This is a genomic window from Pseudoalteromonas rubra, from assembly GCF_004212645.1.
GTDB lineage: Bacteria > Pseudomonadota > Gammaproteobacteria > Enterobacterales > Alteromonadaceae > Pseudoalteromonas > Pseudoalteromonas rubra_G.
Map to the genome: position 1 here is coordinate 49,043 of NZ_PPUZ01000034.1, position 18,649 is coordinate 67,691.

Sequence of the window (18,649 nt, forward strand, 5' to 3'; positions counted from 1 at the left end):
GATCAAGAAAATTTAAAAAACTTTAAACATCTGCTAAATCATCGCCACACGGCGCCTCTTTTAAAGTACACACTCTCAAGCTCACGGTGGATTTCGTGATTAAACAACTTTTTGCATATATAATTATTGATATCAAAGGGAATAAAAGATACAGCTAAGGACTGCACCTGTGTTTAACAAGTTATTGTGCCAACTCATAAAAGCGCCCGGCCTCATTGCGGCACTTGTTGCGTTTTTTGTCTCTCAGGGCGTTTTAGCCAGTGCATTTGTGCACCTTAATAACGAGCAGGGTCTGTCACAGAATATCATTTTTGATATGGTGCAGGACCATCAGGGCTATCTGTGGTTAGCCACTCAGGATGGCTTAAACAGATATGACGGCAAAGAATTTACCGTATTCAGGCCCAACCAAGCCAATGCAACGGACATGACGGATGGCTATATATACCCGCTCGCTCTGAGCGAAGACAATCACCTGTTTTTGGGCACCAAGCACGGCGGTATCAACCGCTTGTTATTGTCGGATTTGACGTTTCAACCTCCCTTGCTTAAGGCGCAACGGATCAGCGCCTTGTTGATCCATGAAAAAGCGGCCTATATCGGCACTTTTAAAGGCGATGTGTATCGTTATCAGTTCAACACACAGCAAATAGAGCGCCTATTTAGCGTGGGGAACGCTCCTGTTTATGCACTCCACATCCAGAACTCTCTGTTATGGGTGGGCAGCCATGGTCAGGGCCTGCATCACTTTGATTTGGATAATCATAAGACGGTTCACGTGATGTTAAACAACACACCACTTGCCAGTCAGATCCACGCTAGCCTCTTTGCTTTTGAGCCTGATAAGCAGGGCGGTCTCTGGATAGCCAGCCTGGGTGGCGGGCTTTATCACGTTAACGCAGCCCAAAAAACACTTACTCACTTTAGCACCCTGAATTCACCACTGCAGAGCAACGAACTTAGGGACGTCACGCTGGATGCTCAGGGCCGACTGTGGATAGCCAGTCGGGGTGGCGGCGGCTACTTATTTGATACCAAATCGCAACACTGGGCAGTATTTAAGCATGACCCGTTTGACTCCTACAGCCTTGCTCATGACAGGGTATATTCCGTGCTGGTGGATAACACCGGATTTGTCTGGTTTGGCACGGCGAATGGCGTCAGTAAACTCGACCCGGCGACATTAAACTTCACTAAGCTCAATCAAGCCAACGGCCTGAGTAATAAGGATGCGTGGGCCCTGATGGTCGACCCCCAACAGCGGCTCTGGTATGGCAGCTGGGGCGGTGGCATTGATATTTTCGACAATTTGTTGAACCGTGTAGCCCATTTCGATGATCAAACTGAGCCTACCCGGCTCAGTAGCAACGCAATCAAAGCGCTTGCGCAAGACAGCCAGGGGAATACCTGGGTTGGACACTGGCAAAACGGGCTTGATATGATTACGCCTGACGGCTCTGTGATAAACTATAACAGCGGCAATTCGCCACTGCGCAGTGACCGCATTTACACTTTAGCTGAGGACAATCAGGGAGGTCTCTGGGTTGGTACTCGAGATGCAGGATTGCAGTATCTGAATACCAGCACACGTGCATTCAGCGCTCTTCCTGAGCATCCTGCACTGAATCACGGTCGCATCAGCGCGATTTATCCAGGTGAAAAGGGACAGATCTGGATAGCCAGTGATGGCGGTGGTTTGCTCCGCTTTGACCCAGCCTCCGGACTGGTTAAACAATACCTCCATGACCCCGACAAATTGAGCCTGGCACACAATTCCGTCAGAGGTATAACCAAAACCCATCAACAGACCCTATGGCTCACCACTGCGCGGGGACTAAGTGTGTTTGACCTCCAGACACGGCGTTTTGTCGCTCATCCGGCGGTCCAATACTTTGCCGCACAAAGCCTTTACGAAGCCAGACAAGATATCGAGCGCACTGTCTGGATAAGCACCAATCAGGGCTTGTGGCGCTGGGACACAACAACTAACAGCACCACACATTTTCAGGCAAAAAATGGCTTACAGGGCAATGAGTTTAACGCAGGGGCTGCGCTTTCGATGGCTGACGGGAGGCTCATTTTTGGCGGCACCCAGGGGCTTACGCTGCTCGCCCCGCCGTTTGAAGTCCCCTCCCCGGTTCCTGCGCGCCTGATCCTGTCGGGGTTAACAGCAGATCAGTCTGCGCAACAGCTGGACATGCTCAGAGCACTTAACGACAATGCCAGTTTGCCCATTAAACTGTCTCACGATACCCTGCGCCTTTCCTTGCAATTTGATTACCTGCACTTCAAAGCACCAGCTTTGCACCAGTTTCAATATCGGCTTAAAGGCTTTGAAAACCATTGGCAAAGTGTACGGGGCAACAAACTTCTGGTCAATTACACAGGCCTGCCTCCGGGTAACTATGTTTTGCAGGTTAGCGTCTCGGGCGATGACAAAACCACTGCTGCGAGTTTTCAGCGTGCCATCGTCATAGCTCCCCCCTGGTATCAGAGCATCTGGGGCTATGCGCTTCAGGCCCTTGGGGTATGTGTTTTAATACTACTGCTGTTTTTTGCCTGGAGTGCTCGGTTACGCCAGCAAAAAAATCTGCTGGCAAAACAGGTTGCGCTCAGAACTGCACAAATAGCCGAGCAGAAATATCTGATTGAATCTCAAGCGCAAACGCTGGCAGATACACTGGCAGATAAACGCCGCTTTATCACCCGGGCTTCCCATGAACTGCGTACCCCTTTGTCGCTGATCCTGGCACCCAGTGAAACCCTGCTGGCGCAAGAAAAAGATGGTTTTAAGCGTCAGCAACTTTCCTTGATCCAAACCCATACACTACACCTAAAATCACTCATTGACCGGCTGCTGCAACTGGCCAGATACGACCATGATCCAGACCTCAACCAGGTGAGTAATTTCTCAGCGATTGCGGTTGACCTTTGTCATGTTTATGCCTCTCAGCCAAGTCACAATGTCCAGTTTTATTATGACATTGAGCCAAACCTGTATGTCACAGCATCTGCAGATGCGCTCAAAGACTTACTGAATAATCTGCTTAGTAATGCCTTTAAATATACTACCCAAGGGCATGTACGCCTCAGCCTTACCAGGCAACAGTCTCAACTTTCTCTGTGTGTTGAGGATAGCGGTAAAGGCATTGCCGCGAATGAGCTGGACGCAATTTTCACTTTATTTTACCGCGCCGAACAAAGTCACACACAATCAGGCCTTGGTATTGGGCTTAGCATCGTTAAGGAGATTGTTGACAAGCTGCAAGGACAAATTAACGTTGCCAGTACGCTAGGTCAGGGCAGCCGCTTTGAGGTAGTCTTTAAGATACCGGCACACAAAACACCCGATGCTCAAAGCGTGGCAAATGACGTGACGGACCAAGCGCCGCCTTTAGCAACCCCCGAAGCGTTAGCATCAAATCGTCACAGGCTGATTTTAATTGCGGAAGACAACGCGGACCTGCGTGCGTATCTGGCGCAGGAGCTTGCACAACTGGGCCAGATACTGTGTGCCGAAAACGGTATAGCTGCATTAGAGTTGGCACAGTTTCACGTGCCCGACCTCATTCTGTCTGATGTTATGATGCCAAAACTGGATGGCCTGGGTTTGCTGAGCGCGCTTAAAAACCACCCTGCGACCAGCCACATTCCCACCTTATTATTGACGGCTAAGCAGGATGAGCAAACCCGTTTAAACGCCCTTGCAGAAAACTGCCTGGATGTATTGGCTAAACCCTTTTCACGCAACGAGCTACTTATGAAAGTGGCAAATGTCCTAAGGTATGTGGAGCACTACCCGACAGCTATGCGAGAAAACAATGCCACAGAGCTTATGCGTCAGGACGTGCGTTTACTGAACCAGCTGAATGACTTTCTTGCCAGTCATTACTCAGACAGCGCCCTTTCCCCACAGTCACTCGCCAAAGCGGTCGCATTAAGCGAGCGCCAGCTGCAGCGCAAACTCCGGCTTCTGGTGGGTTGCAGCCCGCTTGAATATCTGCGTAACTACCGGTTAGAAAAAGCCGCCTCTTTACTCAAAACCGGCCTCCAGATCAGTGTGGTCGCCAGTCAAACCGGCTTTACATCACGCACCCATTTCTCCCGCTTATTCAAACAAAAATTCGCATCTTCTCCAAAAGACTTTCAAAACAGCAAGGTGTAACTAGCTGAAAAATTTGCTAATGTCGCTAGCAGCTACACCTTAGTCGCGCATAGATACACCCTCAGTTGCAAAAATCATTATGGTTATCGGGAACAACCAATAATGAGGAAGCACCCATGAAATTCAGCAAGTGGAACTGCATGAGACACCTGATTGCCGTCCCTTTTATTTTGTCTTGTGCCGTCAGCTGTGGCGGCTCAGGGGATCCCAAAGACGCCCCGGCACAGCAAGTCGATGATCAGAACAGTTATAGCCCTGACATACTTTTCGAGGCCCCTAATGAAGTATGGGCCGGGAGTAATTTGCAGCTATTTGTGCAAGTGCTCAATGATGGCAATAACAACGCCTCCTTTAGCTGGAAAGTGTTGTCCGGGCCTACATTGGATCTGAGCAACCACTCAACCGGCGCGCTCGAGGTCACCGTCCCCAATGTCGAACAAGACACGGACTGGACGCTAGAAGTCACCATTACTGATGAAGGCAAAACTGCAAGCAAACAAGTAACGATAAAGATTAAACGCAAGGTAAACAGTGTTACCCTGACAGGTATTGTTACCGACCAACCGGTCGCCAATCCCAAAGTATCAGCCAGAGTCGGTGATATCGGCTTTATAGCCACATCAAATGCCAAAGGCGAGTACAGCATTACTTTGGAGATAGACGAGGCCAATAAGGATCAACTGGTACAGCTTGTTGCCATAGATCCCCAGAACGAATCAATTCAGTTTGTATCCCAACTTAATACACTTAATACTTTGTACAGCACTGCGGGTGACGACAGTATTTTGAATAGCCGGGAAAATTTCCGCGTAAATATCACCAATGTCACGACGGCCGAGTATGGTCTGATCAGACAAGCTAACTTGCGTCCACTCACCGGTGAAGAATTGCTCAGTGCCCGAAATGGCGTTGACACGGCGCAGCAGCTGGTATTGGCCGCTTTGCTCAAACTGGTGGCAGACAACGATGAGTACTCATTGCCAGCGGGTCTCAATTCAACACGGACACTGGCCAATGACAAAGCCGAGGCCGAGGCTTTTGAAGCTGAGGTGAGAGAAAAAGACCCGGATATCATAGCGCTGACCATTGAAGAAATCATAAACGACCCGAACCTTATTGATGCTGACGGTGATGGGACACGCCCAACACCTGACCACCCTCTTCAGGGCGCCTGGCAACTGGAAGGTGAACCCGATGTCGCGATTATTATCAAAGACGGTAAGTGGGTGCATATTCAAACTAAGCATAAAGAAGATGAAGAAGATGGCCAACCCGGCTACGAAATTGGCGACTTCAACTGGGATGCGGCCAGTAAGCTGATGACGGTGACATTGAGTGACGACACCAATGGTGTATTTGGCTGGGATGAAGACCTCACCACCAAGGCCGAAGTGGTGAATGACAAACTGGTATTAACCTTTGAACAGGAACAGCAGTCGATTTCATTTACCCGCATCGAAGATATAAACAATCCACTCGTCGGTGCTTATTACGAAGGGAGCCTGAGTGGTGAGTTTTACCTTGTTGTCTTCAAAGAAGATGGTTATGCCTTCGAGCTGGAATATATTGCATCAAATAAAGGCGTGTCCGGCAGCAACTACAGCTATGACAGTAAAACCAACAAAGTGCACCTGGAATTGTATCTGGATCAGCTAGGACTGGCTCGGGATCCAGACTTTGTTGCTCGGGCTCAAAATAACACCTTGCAATACAAAGACGGTGATGAAGGAGGCGTTATGACACGTGTACTTAACCTGGTTGAGCCCCTGGCATTCGACGAGCAAACCATGGCGGGGAATTACACATTAACCATGGACAACAGCAGCGATAAACTGCATCCGATTGCACTGGCACTGAATGCAGATAAAACGGCCACTGTCACTTTCAATGACAGAGCGCACACAGGGTCATGGCGCATCAACCAGGGACAGTTGCTCATTAGCGGTAGTGCCACGGATTACCAGTATGCCTTTGGCGTGATAATTACACCCACAAGGCAGACAGAAGATGGCATGAAAGTACTTAACCTGACGTTTGTAGAGCCCGAGGTAAGTAATGACAACGACGACCCCAGAAACCATGGCTTCTCGCTTGCCACACTGAAAAAGCAATAACGTTTCTCCCCTTAAAAAGCGTGATGGACAATCACGCTTTTTTTGTCTGCGCGTTATTTGAGTTTCGCGGCAATGCCAGCCACGTGCTGACCCTGGAACTTAGCCAGCGCGAGTTCTTTGTCTGATGGCTGACGACTGCCATCGGCACCGGCAATACAGGCAGCCCCAAGTGGCGAGCCCCCCCTGACTTCTGAAATATCCGTTAACTCAGCGGCGGCATAAGGCAAGCCCACAACCACCATGCCATGATGAAACAAGGTGGTATGAAAGGACTGGATGGTGGTTTCATTCCCGCCACCGGTGCCCGTTGAGGTAAAGACACTGCCGACTTTGCCAATCAGCTTGCCCGCCGCCCACAAACCACCAGTTTGATCTAAGAAGTTGCGCATTTGCGACGCCATATTACCAAATCGTGTAGGGGTGCCAAAAATAATGGCATCATAGCTCTCAAGCTCTGCCGGGGTTGCAATTTCAGCGGCCTGATCCAACTTAACCCCCGCGTTTTTAGCCACCTCTTCGGGCATCAATTCGGCTACTCGTTTAATCGTCACCTCTACGCCCTCGACCGAGCCTGCGCCTTCTGCAACGGCATGTGCCATGGTTTCGATATGGCCATAGCTTGAATAATATAAAACCAGTACTTTCGTCATCTTTGTTTCTCCGTACGTTACCGGGGCATTTCCCAGCAACTTGTGTTTTAACCAGCTAAACATCTGTGATCACTTCTTTCGTTAAGTATAGGCACGCGTGCCTGTAGACCGAGGACATGATTGCATAGTTAGTTGAGAACGTAATTACGTAAAAAACGACACCATTGTTCTACCCAGGCGAATGGTTAACATCATACGTAATCGGCTGTAATCGTCAGACAGCAGGAAACGGGCTAGGCTTGTCTTGGGTTCATATTCATTTATCAAAGGAGTATTTTTATGGCATTTCCAACCGCAGTGAACAGTCAGATCACAGATGCCGTGACTCAGGTGAATACCAAAGTTCTGGGAGACACCCCGGCCGTTGCAATGGGCAACTTGATGCTGGCCTCAAGCCAGGCGCTCGCCAGTACAGCCCAGCGTTCGGCACTGTCGCAAAAATTTTCGATGTCGCCTATTGCCCAGGGTGTGAGCAGCTTATACAGCATAGATACGGCGTCAACCGGGATTGCCACTCGCAGGATGTTAAATCGCGGCTAGCATACCGAGTTATCTAACTGATCTATTGGTTTGGAACCATTCACCATGGAAAAATAACTGTTCACTCAGCTTGTTACTGAAGAGCTCCCCAAATAAGGTAAACTATCCGTAGATTTTTTACCTAGTGGATTGAGATGTCAGTAATTTATTTACAGCGTAGTGAGCAGCTCATGGCACTGGCCATCATCGCCATGGTGAGCCTGTCGATTAGCTTAACCGACTGGGTGCAGCGCGCACTGCCGCTCTCACCCCCCATTGTTTTCTCTTCACTGGCTGCTGTACTGTTTATGTATTGGTTGCCTATGCTTGTCAGTTATTTACTGATACGGCGCGTTGCAATCTCACACTGGTTTACACAATATGGCCTGCTTTATTTGGCCATAGTTGCTGGCACTTTGGTATTTGGGGCGCTGCGTGCTCAGCTGCTCGGGATCCGCGCCCTGGAAATAGCAGAAGCGCTTTTCATTGCTCTGCCATGGAGTAGCGGTATATTTGTGCTGACAAAGTTTTACCTTACCCAAAAACACCTCAAAGATGAGCAGTTATTGCGCCAGCAGGCTGAACTCAGGTTACTTCACAGTCAGCTTAATCCACACTTTTTGTTTAACAGCTTAAACACCATTGCCGCACTGACCTCGTCTCGTCCGGCGCAGGCTGAAACGCTGGTTCATAACCTGTCGGCTATTCTGCGCTACTCACTCAGGCACACAATATCAGGGCGTTCCGAGTCGCCCGCCGTTAACCTGTCTGATGAACTATTAACACTCCACAAGTGGTGTGAAATCGAACAGTGTCGCTTTGGCGAAAGTTTGCAGATTGAGTTCAAAATTGACGACGCGCTGCTCAACCTCACCTTACCTGCCATGGTGCTCCAGCCGCTGATTGAAAATGCCATCAAACATGGTCAGAAACGCCCGCTGTGCATCACCATTCGAGCACACCTTGAGCAGGGTTTGGCAGCCATTTCAGTCACTGACAATGGGGTAGGCTTTCCCGAGTCTGTGTTGGCGGGTGATGCACTAACAGGCCTGGGCCTGGCGATTACCCGCTCCCGACTCAAGCTGGAAGCCAATGCTGAGCTGACGCTCTCTAACTTGCCCAATGGTGGCGCCAAAGCGCAGTTTGTGCTGGAGGAATCACAATGCTGAATATCGCCATTATCGAAGATGAATTGCCGGCATTACAAAAACTACAAACGCAGCTGAGCCAGCTGTGTCACTACCAACTCGTCTATCATGGCGAGGACCCAGCGCGCTTTTTAGCTGATTTTAGCCATTATCAAATTGATCTGGTCTTTGTTGATATCAATCTGCCGGGCATGAATGGCCTGCAGCTGAGCCAGCAGTTACAAGCAGCCGGGTTCAAAGGCCAGATCATCTTTACCACAGCCTACAGCGAATTTGCCGTAGATGCATTTACACTTGGCGCAACGGACTACTTGCTCAAGCCCTATACCAATGAGCGACTAGCCCTGGCCCTGTCTCGGGTTAACGCACAAAGCCTGGCCGACACTGAGCCATTGGTGCTGACCAGCAAAGTCGGCGATAAGGTAACCCGTATTGAAGCCAGCCAGATTGAAGTCATCAAGCTGGAGCACGGCCATGCCATCGCATATAGCGCCGCACACACTTACCCCATAGATCTGACGCTTGAAGAGCTCATGACCACACTGCCCGATGTGTTTCTTCGCATTCACCGTAACGCCATTGTCAACCGCCTGAAGATCAGCACACTGGAGCGTTGGGTTACCGGAGGGTATTTGATCAAAATGGCGCACAGTGGGCAACAGGTGATCAGCAGTCGCAGTGGTGCAAAGCTGCTGCGGCAAAAACTCCAGATTTAACACCGAGCCCCGCGGCTCACCCAAACAATAAAAAACAAAGGAAACTGATATGAAAAACATAATGCCGGTCCTGCTGGCAGGGCTGCTTAGTGCCTGTAATTCAGCCACGGACCCCGATGTGAAGCGCCATTTTATTAATGATGACCAGCCGCACCCGCTGGTTGTGCTGCTTGGTGGCAGCGAAGGCGGTAATACCCTGGCGAAACCGCATTTTCACTCCCTGTTGGATAGCTTTCATAAACACGGTATGTCTGTTGCGTCGCTCGCCTATTTTGGGACACCGGGCACGCCTTCGAGACAAATTTCGCTGTCGCTGGATGACATTGCCACGCGAATTAGCAAACTGGCAGACGACCCCAGGATCAACTCAAACTGCATTGCGGTCTATGGATTTTCCAAAGGTGCGGAGCTGGCGCTGCTGCTAGCTGCGCACTTTGAGCACATTAACCATGCGGTAGCGGTCATGCCCAGTCATGTTAGCTGGAACGCGGTAAAAACTGTTTCCTCACAACCTGGCTGGCAGCTTGAGCAAACCCCTTTACCCTATGTCAATGCACCGCTGATTTCCTGGTCAATGCAAAAAGGCCTAGTCACCGGCACATATACGCCTGCATTCAAAAGTGCACTGGACAATGCCGACACAGAAACATTGCATGCTGCGCGGATCCCGGTAGAAAAAACCAATGGCCCAGTACTGCTGGTCTCAGCCAAACAGGATGAGATCTGGCCATCTCATGTAATGGCAAATAACATCATCGACACCCTTGAGCAGGCTAGTTTTGCCTATTTATATGACCATATAGAGTTACCTGGCGGCCACTACAGCTTTAACCGCGAAACGCAAGCTCAGGTCAATCAGTTCTTAACTAACACACTGGTTAAACAGTGCCAGTAACCACACTTTGGCGGCATTCGCCAGTTACCGGTAGGCACTGAGTGACTGGCGGCAGAGTTGGATCACAAGGTTTGCTGAATTGTCTGCTTTTGCTTGTTTAGCCAGGCCAGCTGAGACGCGTCACCCACAGATAAAGAAATCGCCTTGTTCACGGCTTTCATTGCCTGTTGTGGCGCTTCCTTAGCCATCAATACCCGGCTCAACATACCGTAAGGCTCTGCGGTATCCGGATAATAGGCTATCCATTTATTAACGATATATTCGGCCTCTTCAATATACTCTTTAACAAGCAGATAATTGCTCAGCCCCCAAAGCTCATTAAATTCAGGCACAACCTCATAACCAAGGCGCTCTGACAGCCCCTGATAATGTGCATCAAATTCGTGTTTTTTGCCTTTGATTTTCTCACCAGTGATCCACCAGTTACGAAATACATAGCGTACGGCATCATAGAGGCCAATATGGGCAATGGTCATATGATCCTCTGCTTCATACAGGTCGGCATGCCAGTTAAGTTTAGGCCCGGCATGTGCATCGAGGTTTTTTCTGAGCCGGATAAAGTTTGGGATCTGCTTTTCAAACGGGGTATCCGCTTCTGTTGCGATGATCAGCGTTTTGTCCAGTTTTAAGCGCTCCGGATGCTGCTCAATGAATGACAGCATATTACCACTGCCCCAGCCCATCGCCGGCGACAATGCAATGTACACATCAAATAGCTCAGGGGTCGACAGCATAGTGTACAAGGTAAACAGCCCTCCCAGAGAATGACCGCTGAGCAGGCTGAACGAGTTGGTCCGATAACGCTGCTCGACCAGTGGCTTCACCTCGGTGCGAATAAAGCTCAGCAACGCGTGATTGGCCGGCTCGGTCATTACCTGACCGTCGTCGGTATACGGACTCAAATCCCGACTGCGTGATGGCGTCTCAATACCCACCACTATCATTTCAGAGATGCCCCCTTGCAAGTAATGGATCATACTGGCGGCATGGTCCATCTGACTACCGGCATCCGTCAGGTATAACACGGGAAAGCGTCGTGCTTTGTTCTCCAGATTAAAATAGCCCACAGGTAACGAAATATGTACCTTACGTGTTTCTTTAAACACCGCTGAGGAAAGCTCTATCTCAACCTCCCTTTCATTGCCCCATGATAAGTGTGAAACACATAACAGTGCGAATAGCCAAACTAACTTCATTTTTGTTTACTCCATTGTATTTATTATTTAAAAGCGCTTAAATATGCCCCACATGGGGACACCTCTGGGTTCACTCGTATTAACGACAAATTGTCTGTGCGGTATCCAGGTGAGTGACTGCGCTCAGCAATACAACTAAAAACAACCATTGAAGGCGATGTAATCGTCCTAATTTTTATCTTAGGAATTTCTTAGGTCATATAATTCAATAAGTTAAGCATGGAAAAATTAACGCACGCTTTTGTGATCAACAACATAATAATTGACCCACAGCGGAATCAGGTGCAACACTCGGACGGAGTAAATTCGCTGGAACCAAAAGCGATGGCCCTGTTATGCGTGCTTGCCGGACAGCCCAATACGGTGATTGCACAAGAAACGTTGTATGAAACCATCTGGCCCGGTCGCGTTTTTTCACCCAGCTCATTGCAGCGCCTGATTGCACTGCTAAGAAAAGCACTCAGAGACAGCAGCAAGTCGCCCGAAATCATCTTTACACATGCCAAACAGGGCTACAGTTTAGAAGCGGCTATTTCAAAGCCCCAAACTGGCACTAAAACGCCCGCCAAAACCTTGCTATCTGTGTTCAGCATGCTCTTCTTAACTCTTGTTATTGTTGCTTATATTTTTTCCAGGCCACAGCCTACACTCTCTGATACTCAGGCGTTTACCTTTACCGCTTTGGCAGAATTTAACGGCCAGTTTTCACCCGACGGTAAGGCCATTGCTTTTTTGCGTCAAAGCGCAGATAAGCAAACGGAATTGGTCGTACGGCAACTCGAAAATCCGGGTCAGGACCTGCTATTGCCCGATGTACAGATCCGCGACTTTACCTGGCTGACAAACAAGCAGCTGCTGATTGCACAAACCGACTCAGAAGCAGGCAAGCTTATCAGAGTCAGGCTGACGCAATCCGGTATTCAACCACAGCACAGCCTGCCCGCAACCAGGCACCTGCGTAACATCAGGCATTTGCTCAAAGGGCCAGGCTCGGCCATCTACTTTGTTGCGGCTCACCCAGACACTGTGAAAACCGACACAAGACAAAGTGTTATCATGCAACTGGACTTAATTAGTTTTGAGCTAAAAACGCTGATGACCCTGCCCGCAGCACACGACATCGTCGATCTGGCCGCTACGCCTGATGGCTTGTATGTATCACTATTTGAAAATAGAAAAGTCAACAAACTGCTTAATATTGACCCCGACTCGCTGAGCGTCAACGTTATTAACGCGGAACTTGACGGGCGCTATAAACTGGCCTGGTCTTCGCACCATAACCGCCTGATATTATTGGACAGCTTAAAGCCCGCAGTATTTACATTAGAAGCGAATAATCAGCTTGTCACCGTTAAGCACGCTCTGTCGACAGGCGTTTTGGATGCAAACCTATATCAGGACAAACTGCTTACAAGCCGGGCTCATCAAACCATTAACGTGTTCAACAACCAAAGCCCGGACGCGGCGCTGATACACAGTAAGTATGAAGACTACCTTGCATCTGTATCACCCAGCGGCCGTAGTGTGGTATTTGTTTCGAACCGCAGCGGTTACCCGCAGCTATATATGACAGTTCAGAACAATCAACCCGAAGTGATTTTTACCAACCCCGGGCGGGAAGATTTTATATCTCGCGCTATCTGGCACCCAAATGCGCGGCAACTGGTATTTGCAGCGGACAAAAAAGTGTATCGATTTGACGTCGCAACTCGCGAGCTTTCGGCGTTACCCATAGCTCAGCCAATAACCAGGGTTGAATACTGGCAGACCTCTGACTTACCGGGAACCGATGTGCTTTATCTAACTCATGCCACACAGACAAGCACGGTGAAGTATGATACCGATTCGGGCGAAACAGAATTATTACCGGGCCCCGAACACTTTATTTATGCAAGTAACACGCACCACATTGGCTGGCAGGACAATACGCTCAGAGCCGCTACCGGAGTGAGCTGGCAACCCGGCAGCGGACAAATACGCCATGCCTTCAGTGTGGGCGAGCGTATCCTGGTGCAAGTCACAGCGCCGGGTGCTCAACGCCTGCTTGAGTTTGACCCCCACCTAAACCTGCTGTCTCAACAACCGCTGCCCAAGTCTGCTCAGTTTGTTAGCAGCGCGTTTTACTCCGAGCAAAACGCCTTTATCTATTATTATTCCCACTGGCAAAACATCGACAGCGATCTGATGCTTTCACAGCTTACATTCTGAAAGCGGGTTTACATATGCATAAATTAGCGCTAATTTCGTACCTAATAATGATAAAAACAAGGAAAAGGCCTAATGCGAAATCAGTTAATTTTTATCTGCGTGAGCCTCTGTTTAGCCGCATGTGGAGGCGGTGGTGGAGACAATACCAAGCAAAGCGACCAAACTGCCAGCCCAAGCCCAGTTACTCCCCCTGATACTAGTCAACTCCCCAACTCTCCTCAGGCACGCCCGGATGTGGTCTTTGATGACACACTGATTGAAGATGTAGAAGACTTCGTCACACTGGCCCATTCAGTACAATACTTTTATCCATCGCAGTCGGTACAGGCCTCAGACTGGCCACTTTTTATTGCTGAAAGTATTGTCGAGTTGAGTCAAACCGAAGGTGGGTCCAGGACCGATAAAGGCATTGAATTATTGCGACAAATTGCGCCTTACCTGGTAACCAGGCAGGACCAGTTACCCACGATTAATCAACAAACACAGGTTGCAGCGTGGCGGCAAAACGCGCCCTTCTCGCAGGTGACCTACAGGAGAAACTTGCTTGAGGGCAGCTACGGCTCGCTAAGCAGCCAGGCGTATTTACCCAGCAACCGCCATATCAGCCTGGACTATGGCCAGCAATCCGTTTATCTCCCATTATACCTGCCAACGCAGACCCAACTAACGGGCGACACCTTCTCCCAACTGGGGCGCTGGCAGCTGACGAGTGATTTCAGGCAGCCGGAAATATGTATGGCAACCGTCTCTAGTATGTGGGCTATGATCCAGCACTTCTGGCCCTATTTTCAGCAGGTCGATATCAACTGGACGCAAAGCCTTAAGCCCTTACTGAGCGCCTGCACTGAGCCGGTCCTGACTCAGCGAAACGCGCGGATTTATGCTGAGTTTACAAAACTAAATGACAACCACCTCAGCATTGTGTTGCCAGACCCGGAGTTACCCCCTTTTGATTATTATATGCCCTTCTTATTTGAGATAGTCGAAGGAAAAGCCATTATCACACGCACCGAGCAAAACAATCGCTCGGATATCGAGATTGGTGACGAAATACTCTCAATTGATGATGAACCCGTGCAAACCTACCTGCAAAGTCGCGCAGCTGATTCGCTTCGCAACCAGCTGCACCGCGTAAATTGGGCTGCCCGCTGGCATTTATATAAAACCTCAGAAACCCCCGTTCGCTATCAGATAAAAAAGTCAGATGGCAGCGAAATTCAGCAAACCGTAACTCCACTTAAACGGGATAACCCGCTCAAGTTTAGCGGCATGAGATATGTACCCATTGGCTCTGAGGTACTGGAGCACCTGGGCGACAATATATATCGCATCAACGTCTATCATGTCGAGCAGCAAGCCCTTAGCTCATTGCGTGCTCAGCTACAAGATGCCAAAGCCGTGGTACTGGATATGCGCCAGTATCCAACCAGCTGGCAGGGATGGCAGGGCGTACTCAGCTGGTTTATTCAGCGCGACGCCGTCAATGATACGCTCACCTACGTCTGGCAGGGCGCGCCCAACCAAAGTGATGCACAAGTACAAAACATCACACAGACAATCCGTGTCGCACAGGACGCACTGAACATTCCGGCAATTGCGCTGGCATCTCGGGAAAGCCAGAGCCAGAGTGAGCATGCGCTGGTGTTTGCCCGCAGTGGCGGCATAAAAGTACTTGGAGAATCGACATCGGGTATCAATGGGGAAATTTTTAATGCTGATTTCTTTGATTTATCGGCAAGTATGGCACGGGACAACCTGTTTACCTTTACCGGTATGCTCGCTAACCGGCTTAACGGCGATCCCTTGATCAACGCAGGAGTTGAAATTGATATCTGGGTGCCCAGAACCATTGAAAGCATCAGAATGCAAAGAGATAACCAGTTAGAAGCCGCCGTCGATTATTTAAACGCACAGTTAAAGTAATTTACCATCATAAACTCCCTGCGCACTATACCTTTTGGGCCTGACTGAGCCAGGCCCAAAAGGAAAGTCAAAAACACAGGTAACCCGAGCTAATATCACCGCAAGTTAAATAAAGCTGAAGCAAGTAAAGTGCTTCAGCTTTTAGTCCACCCTCAGATATTTTTGTCGCACATCAAAGCCAACCGAGAGATTTAGCTATCAGGCGGATCCCCAGCATGGCGGTTAAAATAAGCACAGAAAAGCCCAAAATATTGGACACTAAGGTATTCGAGTATTTGCCCAGCATGCGTTTATTGTTCATTACATAGAGCAGAAAACCAGCGATAATAGGCAACAGCAGGCCATTGGCAAACTGGGCAAGTAAGATAATTTCTATCGGCTTAATATTGGCCATAGATAACACCGCCCCAATCACAATAATAGTGACGCTGATAAACCGAAACGGCCTGGCATCCACTTCGGTGTCCAGCTGTAATAACTCTGTTACCACATAACTGGTGGCCAGCGGTGCGGTGATAACACTACTCAGGCCTGCGGCAAACAACCCTATACCCAGCAGGTACTTAGACAAGCTACCAAACAAGGGCTCAAATACCTTGGCCATGTCAACGGCATTATTCACGCTCAACCCCAGTGTAAAGATACTGGCCGCCGCCGTAGAGGTCACCAAAATGGCGATAAGGCCGCCCAGGCCAATGGAAATTGCTGTGTCCGCACGCGCCTGAGGAATATCATCCGGATCAGACCAGTGTGCCTTTGCCGCCGAGGCATGTAAAAACAAGTTATAAGGCACCACGGTTGTGCCAATCAATGCAATGACTGTCAGCAAGGAGCCTTCGGGTAACTGAGGTGTCACCATCCCTTTAAGTAAGACGGTTAAATCCGGATCTACCAGGAAAAAGGTGACGACAAATGCCAGCGCCATGACAAACACCAGGGCTATCAAAATACGCTCAATTTGCTTGTAGGTCCCGAGAATCAAAATCACCGCGCCCAGAGCAGTAAGCGCGATGATTGAACTGCGAAAAACCCATTTTCCGGGTGTGGTGATCGCCTCAATGCCCAGCGCGGCGCCCACCAGATTACCCGCCTCATAGGCCGCATTGCCAATACAAATGGCCACAATGATCAAAGCAAATAATGGCCATTTCCACACAGAGTCCTGCAAAGACTGATGGATCACGGCGCCAAGCCCTTGCTGTGTGACTATCCCTACCCGCGCCGACATTTCCTGTAAAATAATGGTCGCCAGGGTTGCAAACACCAGCGCCCATAACAGCGCATACCCGAACTGAGCACCAGCCAGTGTGCAGGCAGTGATGGTGCCCGGCCCGATGAAGGCTGCGGTCACAATAACGCCAGGTCCCAGATTTTTAAATTTCTTTAGCATGACTCACGCTTTCCTGACCGATGCTGTGGCATTCACTTTGCTCCTAATTAAATCTTGAAACGGTTCACAATGGCCGCCAGCTCTCCGGCCTTTTCACTCAGATTATTACTGACACTTAAGTTCTCAGTACCAATCGACACCGACTCCTTGCTTTGCTGTGAGATAGAATCGGTGCGCTCAGAGATCTCTTTATCAACAATGTTTTGCTCCTTAGTCGCATCGGCAATATGCTCATTCACGCTCAAAATTTCATTGATGAACTGGACGATTTGCGTCAGAGACTCGGCCGCCGAGGCTGCCTTATCGACCGTAATGGCGCTATAACTTTTGCTCGATTCCATGGCACGTACGGCCTCTTTTGAACCGTCGGTCAGCGTATTGATCACACCCAGGATCTGTGAGGCACTTTTTTGCGTGCGCGTGGCCAGCTCCCTGACTTCATCGGCGACCACCGCAAAGCCTCTGCCCTGCTCGCCTGCCCGGGCCGCTTCGATGGCCGCATTCAAAGCCAGCAGATTCGTTTGTTCGGCGATTTCCTGAATAATGGATAAAGAACCGGAGATCCCCTGCACATCCCCCTCCAGTTTTAGAATCACACTGCTTGCCTCATCCAGCTTCTCAGCCAGCGTATTCACTGAATTCATCGCTTCATCAACTGAGTGACGGGTATCATTTGCGCTGTTATCGGCATTTTTAGCGGCCGTCGCGGCCTCATTGGCATTGCGGGAAATTTCTTCGGCAGAGGCCGTCAACTGTGTCATCGCCGTGGCGATCAATTCAGTTTCGGTTTGCTGGCGTAGCAAGATTGAATTGATATTACCAGAGGCCCCCGAGATCTGTCGGGTTTCATCAACCACCTCGTTGGTGAGTTTGGCCACCTTCTTGATCAGCTCATGCAGCTGGCCAAGAAAAATATTAAAGTCCCGACTCAGGCTGTCAAACTCAGGTACGGTAAAGTCCGGAATGCGCACCGTTAAGTCCGCGTCTCTGGCAGCATAAATATGTATGGTATCTTCGAATTTAGACAAAGGCACAGTGATGCTTTTACTGATAATAAGGCCGAGCCCGGCCACCCCGATAGACACAATCACAGTGAACAGCAAAATATTGGCGATGCTCTCATAGAGCTGCACTTCATTTTTGTCCCGCATGGACTTAACCAGAGCATCGACATCATCGGTGTAAAAGCCGGTACCCACTATGAGGTCCCATTTGGGTAAATAGATGCTATATGCCAGCTTAGGTAAGGGCTCACTCTGGCCCAGTTTAGGAAAGTAGTAAACCGAATAGCCATCCCCCGTTTGCGCCGAAGAAATGATATCCCGAACCAGATAATTACCCCGCTTATCCTGCAAATCGATAAAGTTTTCGCCAATCCCCTGGTTGCTGTCGCCCTGCATAACGCGTGTCCCATCGGGCTTAAAGCCAAACAGATAGCCGGTTTTGCTAAATTTGATGTTTTTGAGCAGGGCAATGGCCTCTGACTGGGGATGGTCTCCCTGCATTAAGGGCGTCAAGGCTGTTTTGGCAATTTCCAGATACGCTTTTAGCTCCACGCGCTTCATGCGCATCATTTCTTTGCGACTCAACTCAACTTGCACCTCGTTGAGTTTTTTCGCTTCCAGATAGGTGATTAAGGTCACCACGGAGGAAATCATGATCACGGGGATCAGTGACAACAATATCAGTCTGGACTTTATTTTGAGTTTCATGTTGCTCAGCCTC

Annotated in this window: 12 protein-coding genes; 8 read left to right on the plus strand and 4 right to left on the minus strand. The window is 49.4% G+C overall.

Features of this window, described 5'->3' with window-relative positions; translation table 11 throughout:
• Positions 1–169: 169 nt before the first annotated feature.
• Both C3B51_RS12855 and C3B51_RS12860 read left to right on the plus strand, forming a co-directional pair.
• The gene (locus tag C3B51_RS12855) at positions 170–4,165 is read left to right on the plus strand and encodes a two-component regulator propeller domain-containing protein (protein WP_130245286.1); all 3,996 of its coding nucleotides are present in this window, start codon (positions 170–172) and stop codon (positions 4,163–4,165) included.
• A gap of 116 nt (positions 4,166–4,281) precedes the next feature.
• Positions 4,282–6,279 (plus strand): hypothetical protein, encoded by a 1,998-nt coding sequence (locus C3B51_RS12860; RefSeq protein WP_130245287.1) that lies wholly within the window; start codon positions 4,282–4,284, stop codon positions 6,277–6,279.
• Positions 6,280–6,332: 53 nt separating this feature from the next.
• On the opposite strand, the gene wrbA is transcribed toward C3B51_RS12860, so the two are convergent.
• On the minus strand, positions 6,333–6,929 hold the full coding sequence (gene wrbA, locus C3B51_RS12865; protein ID WP_125784296.1) for an NAD(P)H:quinone oxidoreductase: 597 nt from the start codon (positions 6,927–6,929) through the stop codon (positions 6,333–6,335).
• 279 nt (positions 6,930–7,208) lie between these two features.
• Between wrbA and C3B51_RS12870 the strand changes: the two genes are divergently transcribed.
• The 4 genes from C3B51_RS12870 (at position 7,209) to C3B51_RS12885 (ending at position 10,207) form a co-directional block, all read left to right on the plus strand.
• A complete protein-coding gene (locus tag C3B51_RS12870; RefSeq protein WP_130245288.1) occupies positions 7,209–7,469 on the plus strand; it encodes a RebB family R body protein in 261 nt (86 codons plus the stop codon).
• Positions 7,470–7,603: 134 nt separating this feature from the next.
• The gene (locus tag C3B51_RS12875) at positions 7,604–8,617 is read left to right on the plus strand and encodes a sensor histidine kinase (protein WP_130245289.1); all 1,014 of its coding nucleotides are present in this window, start codon (positions 7,604–7,606) and stop codon (positions 8,615–8,617) included.
• Positions 8,611–9,312 (plus strand): LytR/AlgR family response regulator transcription factor, encoded by a 702-nt coding sequence (locus tag C3B51_RS12880; protein ID WP_130245290.1) that lies wholly within the window; start codon positions 8,611–8,613, stop codon positions 9,310–9,312. Before C3B51_RS12875 ends, C3B51_RS12880 begins: the two co-directional genes overlap by 7 nt.
• Positions 9,313–9,361: 49 nt before the next feature.
• A complete protein-coding gene (locus tag C3B51_RS12885) occupies positions 9,362–10,207 on the plus strand; it encodes an acyl-CoA thioester hydrolase/BAAT C-terminal domain-containing protein (protein ID WP_130245291.1) in 846 nt (281 codons plus the stop codon).
• 62 nt (positions 10,208–10,269) lie between these two features.
• On the opposite strand, the gene C3B51_RS12890 is transcribed toward C3B51_RS12885, so the two are convergent.
• Positions 10,270–11,403 carry an alpha/beta hydrolase gene (locus C3B51_RS12890; RefSeq protein WP_130245292.1) on the minus strand — a complete coding sequence of 378 codons (1,134 nt, stop codon included), beginning with the start codon at positions 11,401–11,403 and terminating at the stop codon, positions 10,270–10,272.
• A 219-nt stretch (positions 11,404–11,622) separates the two neighbouring features.
• Between C3B51_RS12890 and C3B51_RS12895 the strand changes: the two genes are divergently transcribed.
• On the plus strand, positions 11,623–13,611 hold the full coding sequence (locus C3B51_RS12895; protein ID WP_130245293.1) for a winged helix-turn-helix domain-containing protein: 1,989 nt from the start codon (positions 11,623–11,625) through the stop codon (positions 13,609–13,611).
• 72 nt (positions 13,612–13,683) lie between these two features.
• Positions 13,684–15,534 (plus strand): S41 family peptidase, encoded by a 1,851-nt coding sequence (locus tag C3B51_RS12900; protein WP_130245294.1) that lies wholly within the window; start codon positions 13,684–13,686, stop codon positions 15,532–15,534.
• Positions 15,535–15,706: 172 nt separating this feature from the next.
• Here C3B51_RS12900 and C3B51_RS12905 read toward each other — a convergent pair whose 3' ends face one another.
• On the minus strand, positions 15,707–16,924 hold the full coding sequence (locus C3B51_RS12905) for an Nramp family divalent metal transporter (RefSeq protein WP_130245295.1): 1,218 nt from the start codon (positions 16,922–16,924) through the stop codon (positions 15,707–15,709).
• 47 nt (positions 16,925–16,971) lie between these two features.
• Positions 16,972–18,636, minus strand: coding sequence for a methyl-accepting chemotaxis protein (locus C3B51_RS12910; protein ID WP_130245296.1), 1,665 nt, complete (start codon positions 18,634–18,636; stop codon positions 16,972–16,974).
• Positions 18,637–18,649: the final 13 nt, after the last annotated feature.

Bases quoted from the DNA above. Each gene is read 5' to 3' on its own strand.
- C3B51_RS12860 (WP_130245287.1), top strand. From the start codon at position 4,282: ATGAAATTCAGCAAGTGGAACTGCATGAGACACCTGATTGCCGTCCCT.
- wrbA (WP_125784296.1), bottom strand. From the start codon at position 6,929: ATGACGAAAGTACTGGTTTTATATTATTCAAGCTATGGCCATATCGAA.
- C3B51_RS12870 (WP_130245288.1), top strand. From the start codon at position 7,209: ATGGCATTTCCAACCGCAGTGAACAGTCAGATCACAGATGCCGTGACT.
- C3B51_RS12875 (WP_130245289.1), top strand. From the start codon at position 7,604: ATGTCAGTAATTTATTTACAGCGTAGTGAGCAGCTCATGGCACTGGCC.
- C3B51_RS12880 (WP_130245290.1), top strand. From the start codon at position 8,611: ATGCTGAATATCGCCATTATCGAAGATGAATTGCCGGCATTACAAAAA.
- C3B51_RS12885 (WP_130245291.1), top strand. From the start codon at position 9,362: ATGAAAAACATAATGCCGGTCCTGCTGGCAGGGCTGCTTAGTGCCTGT.
- C3B51_RS12890 (WP_130245292.1), bottom strand. From the start codon at position 11,403: ATGAAGTTAGTTTGGCTATTCGCACTGTTATGTGTTTCACACTTATCA.
- C3B51_RS12895 (WP_130245293.1), top strand. From the start codon at position 11,623: ATGGAAAAATTAACGCACGCTTTTGTGATCAACAACATAATAATTGAC.
- C3B51_RS12900 (WP_130245294.1), top strand. From the start codon at position 13,684: ATGCGAAATCAGTTAATTTTTATCTGCGTGAGCCTCTGTTTAGCCGCA.
- C3B51_RS12905 (WP_130245295.1), bottom strand. From the start codon at position 16,924: ATGCTAAAGAAATTTAAAAATCTGGGACCTGGCGTTATTGTGACCGCA.
- C3B51_RS12910 (WP_130245296.1), bottom strand. From the start codon at position 18,636: ATGAAACTCAAAATAAAGTCCAGACTGATATTGTTGTCACTGATCCCC.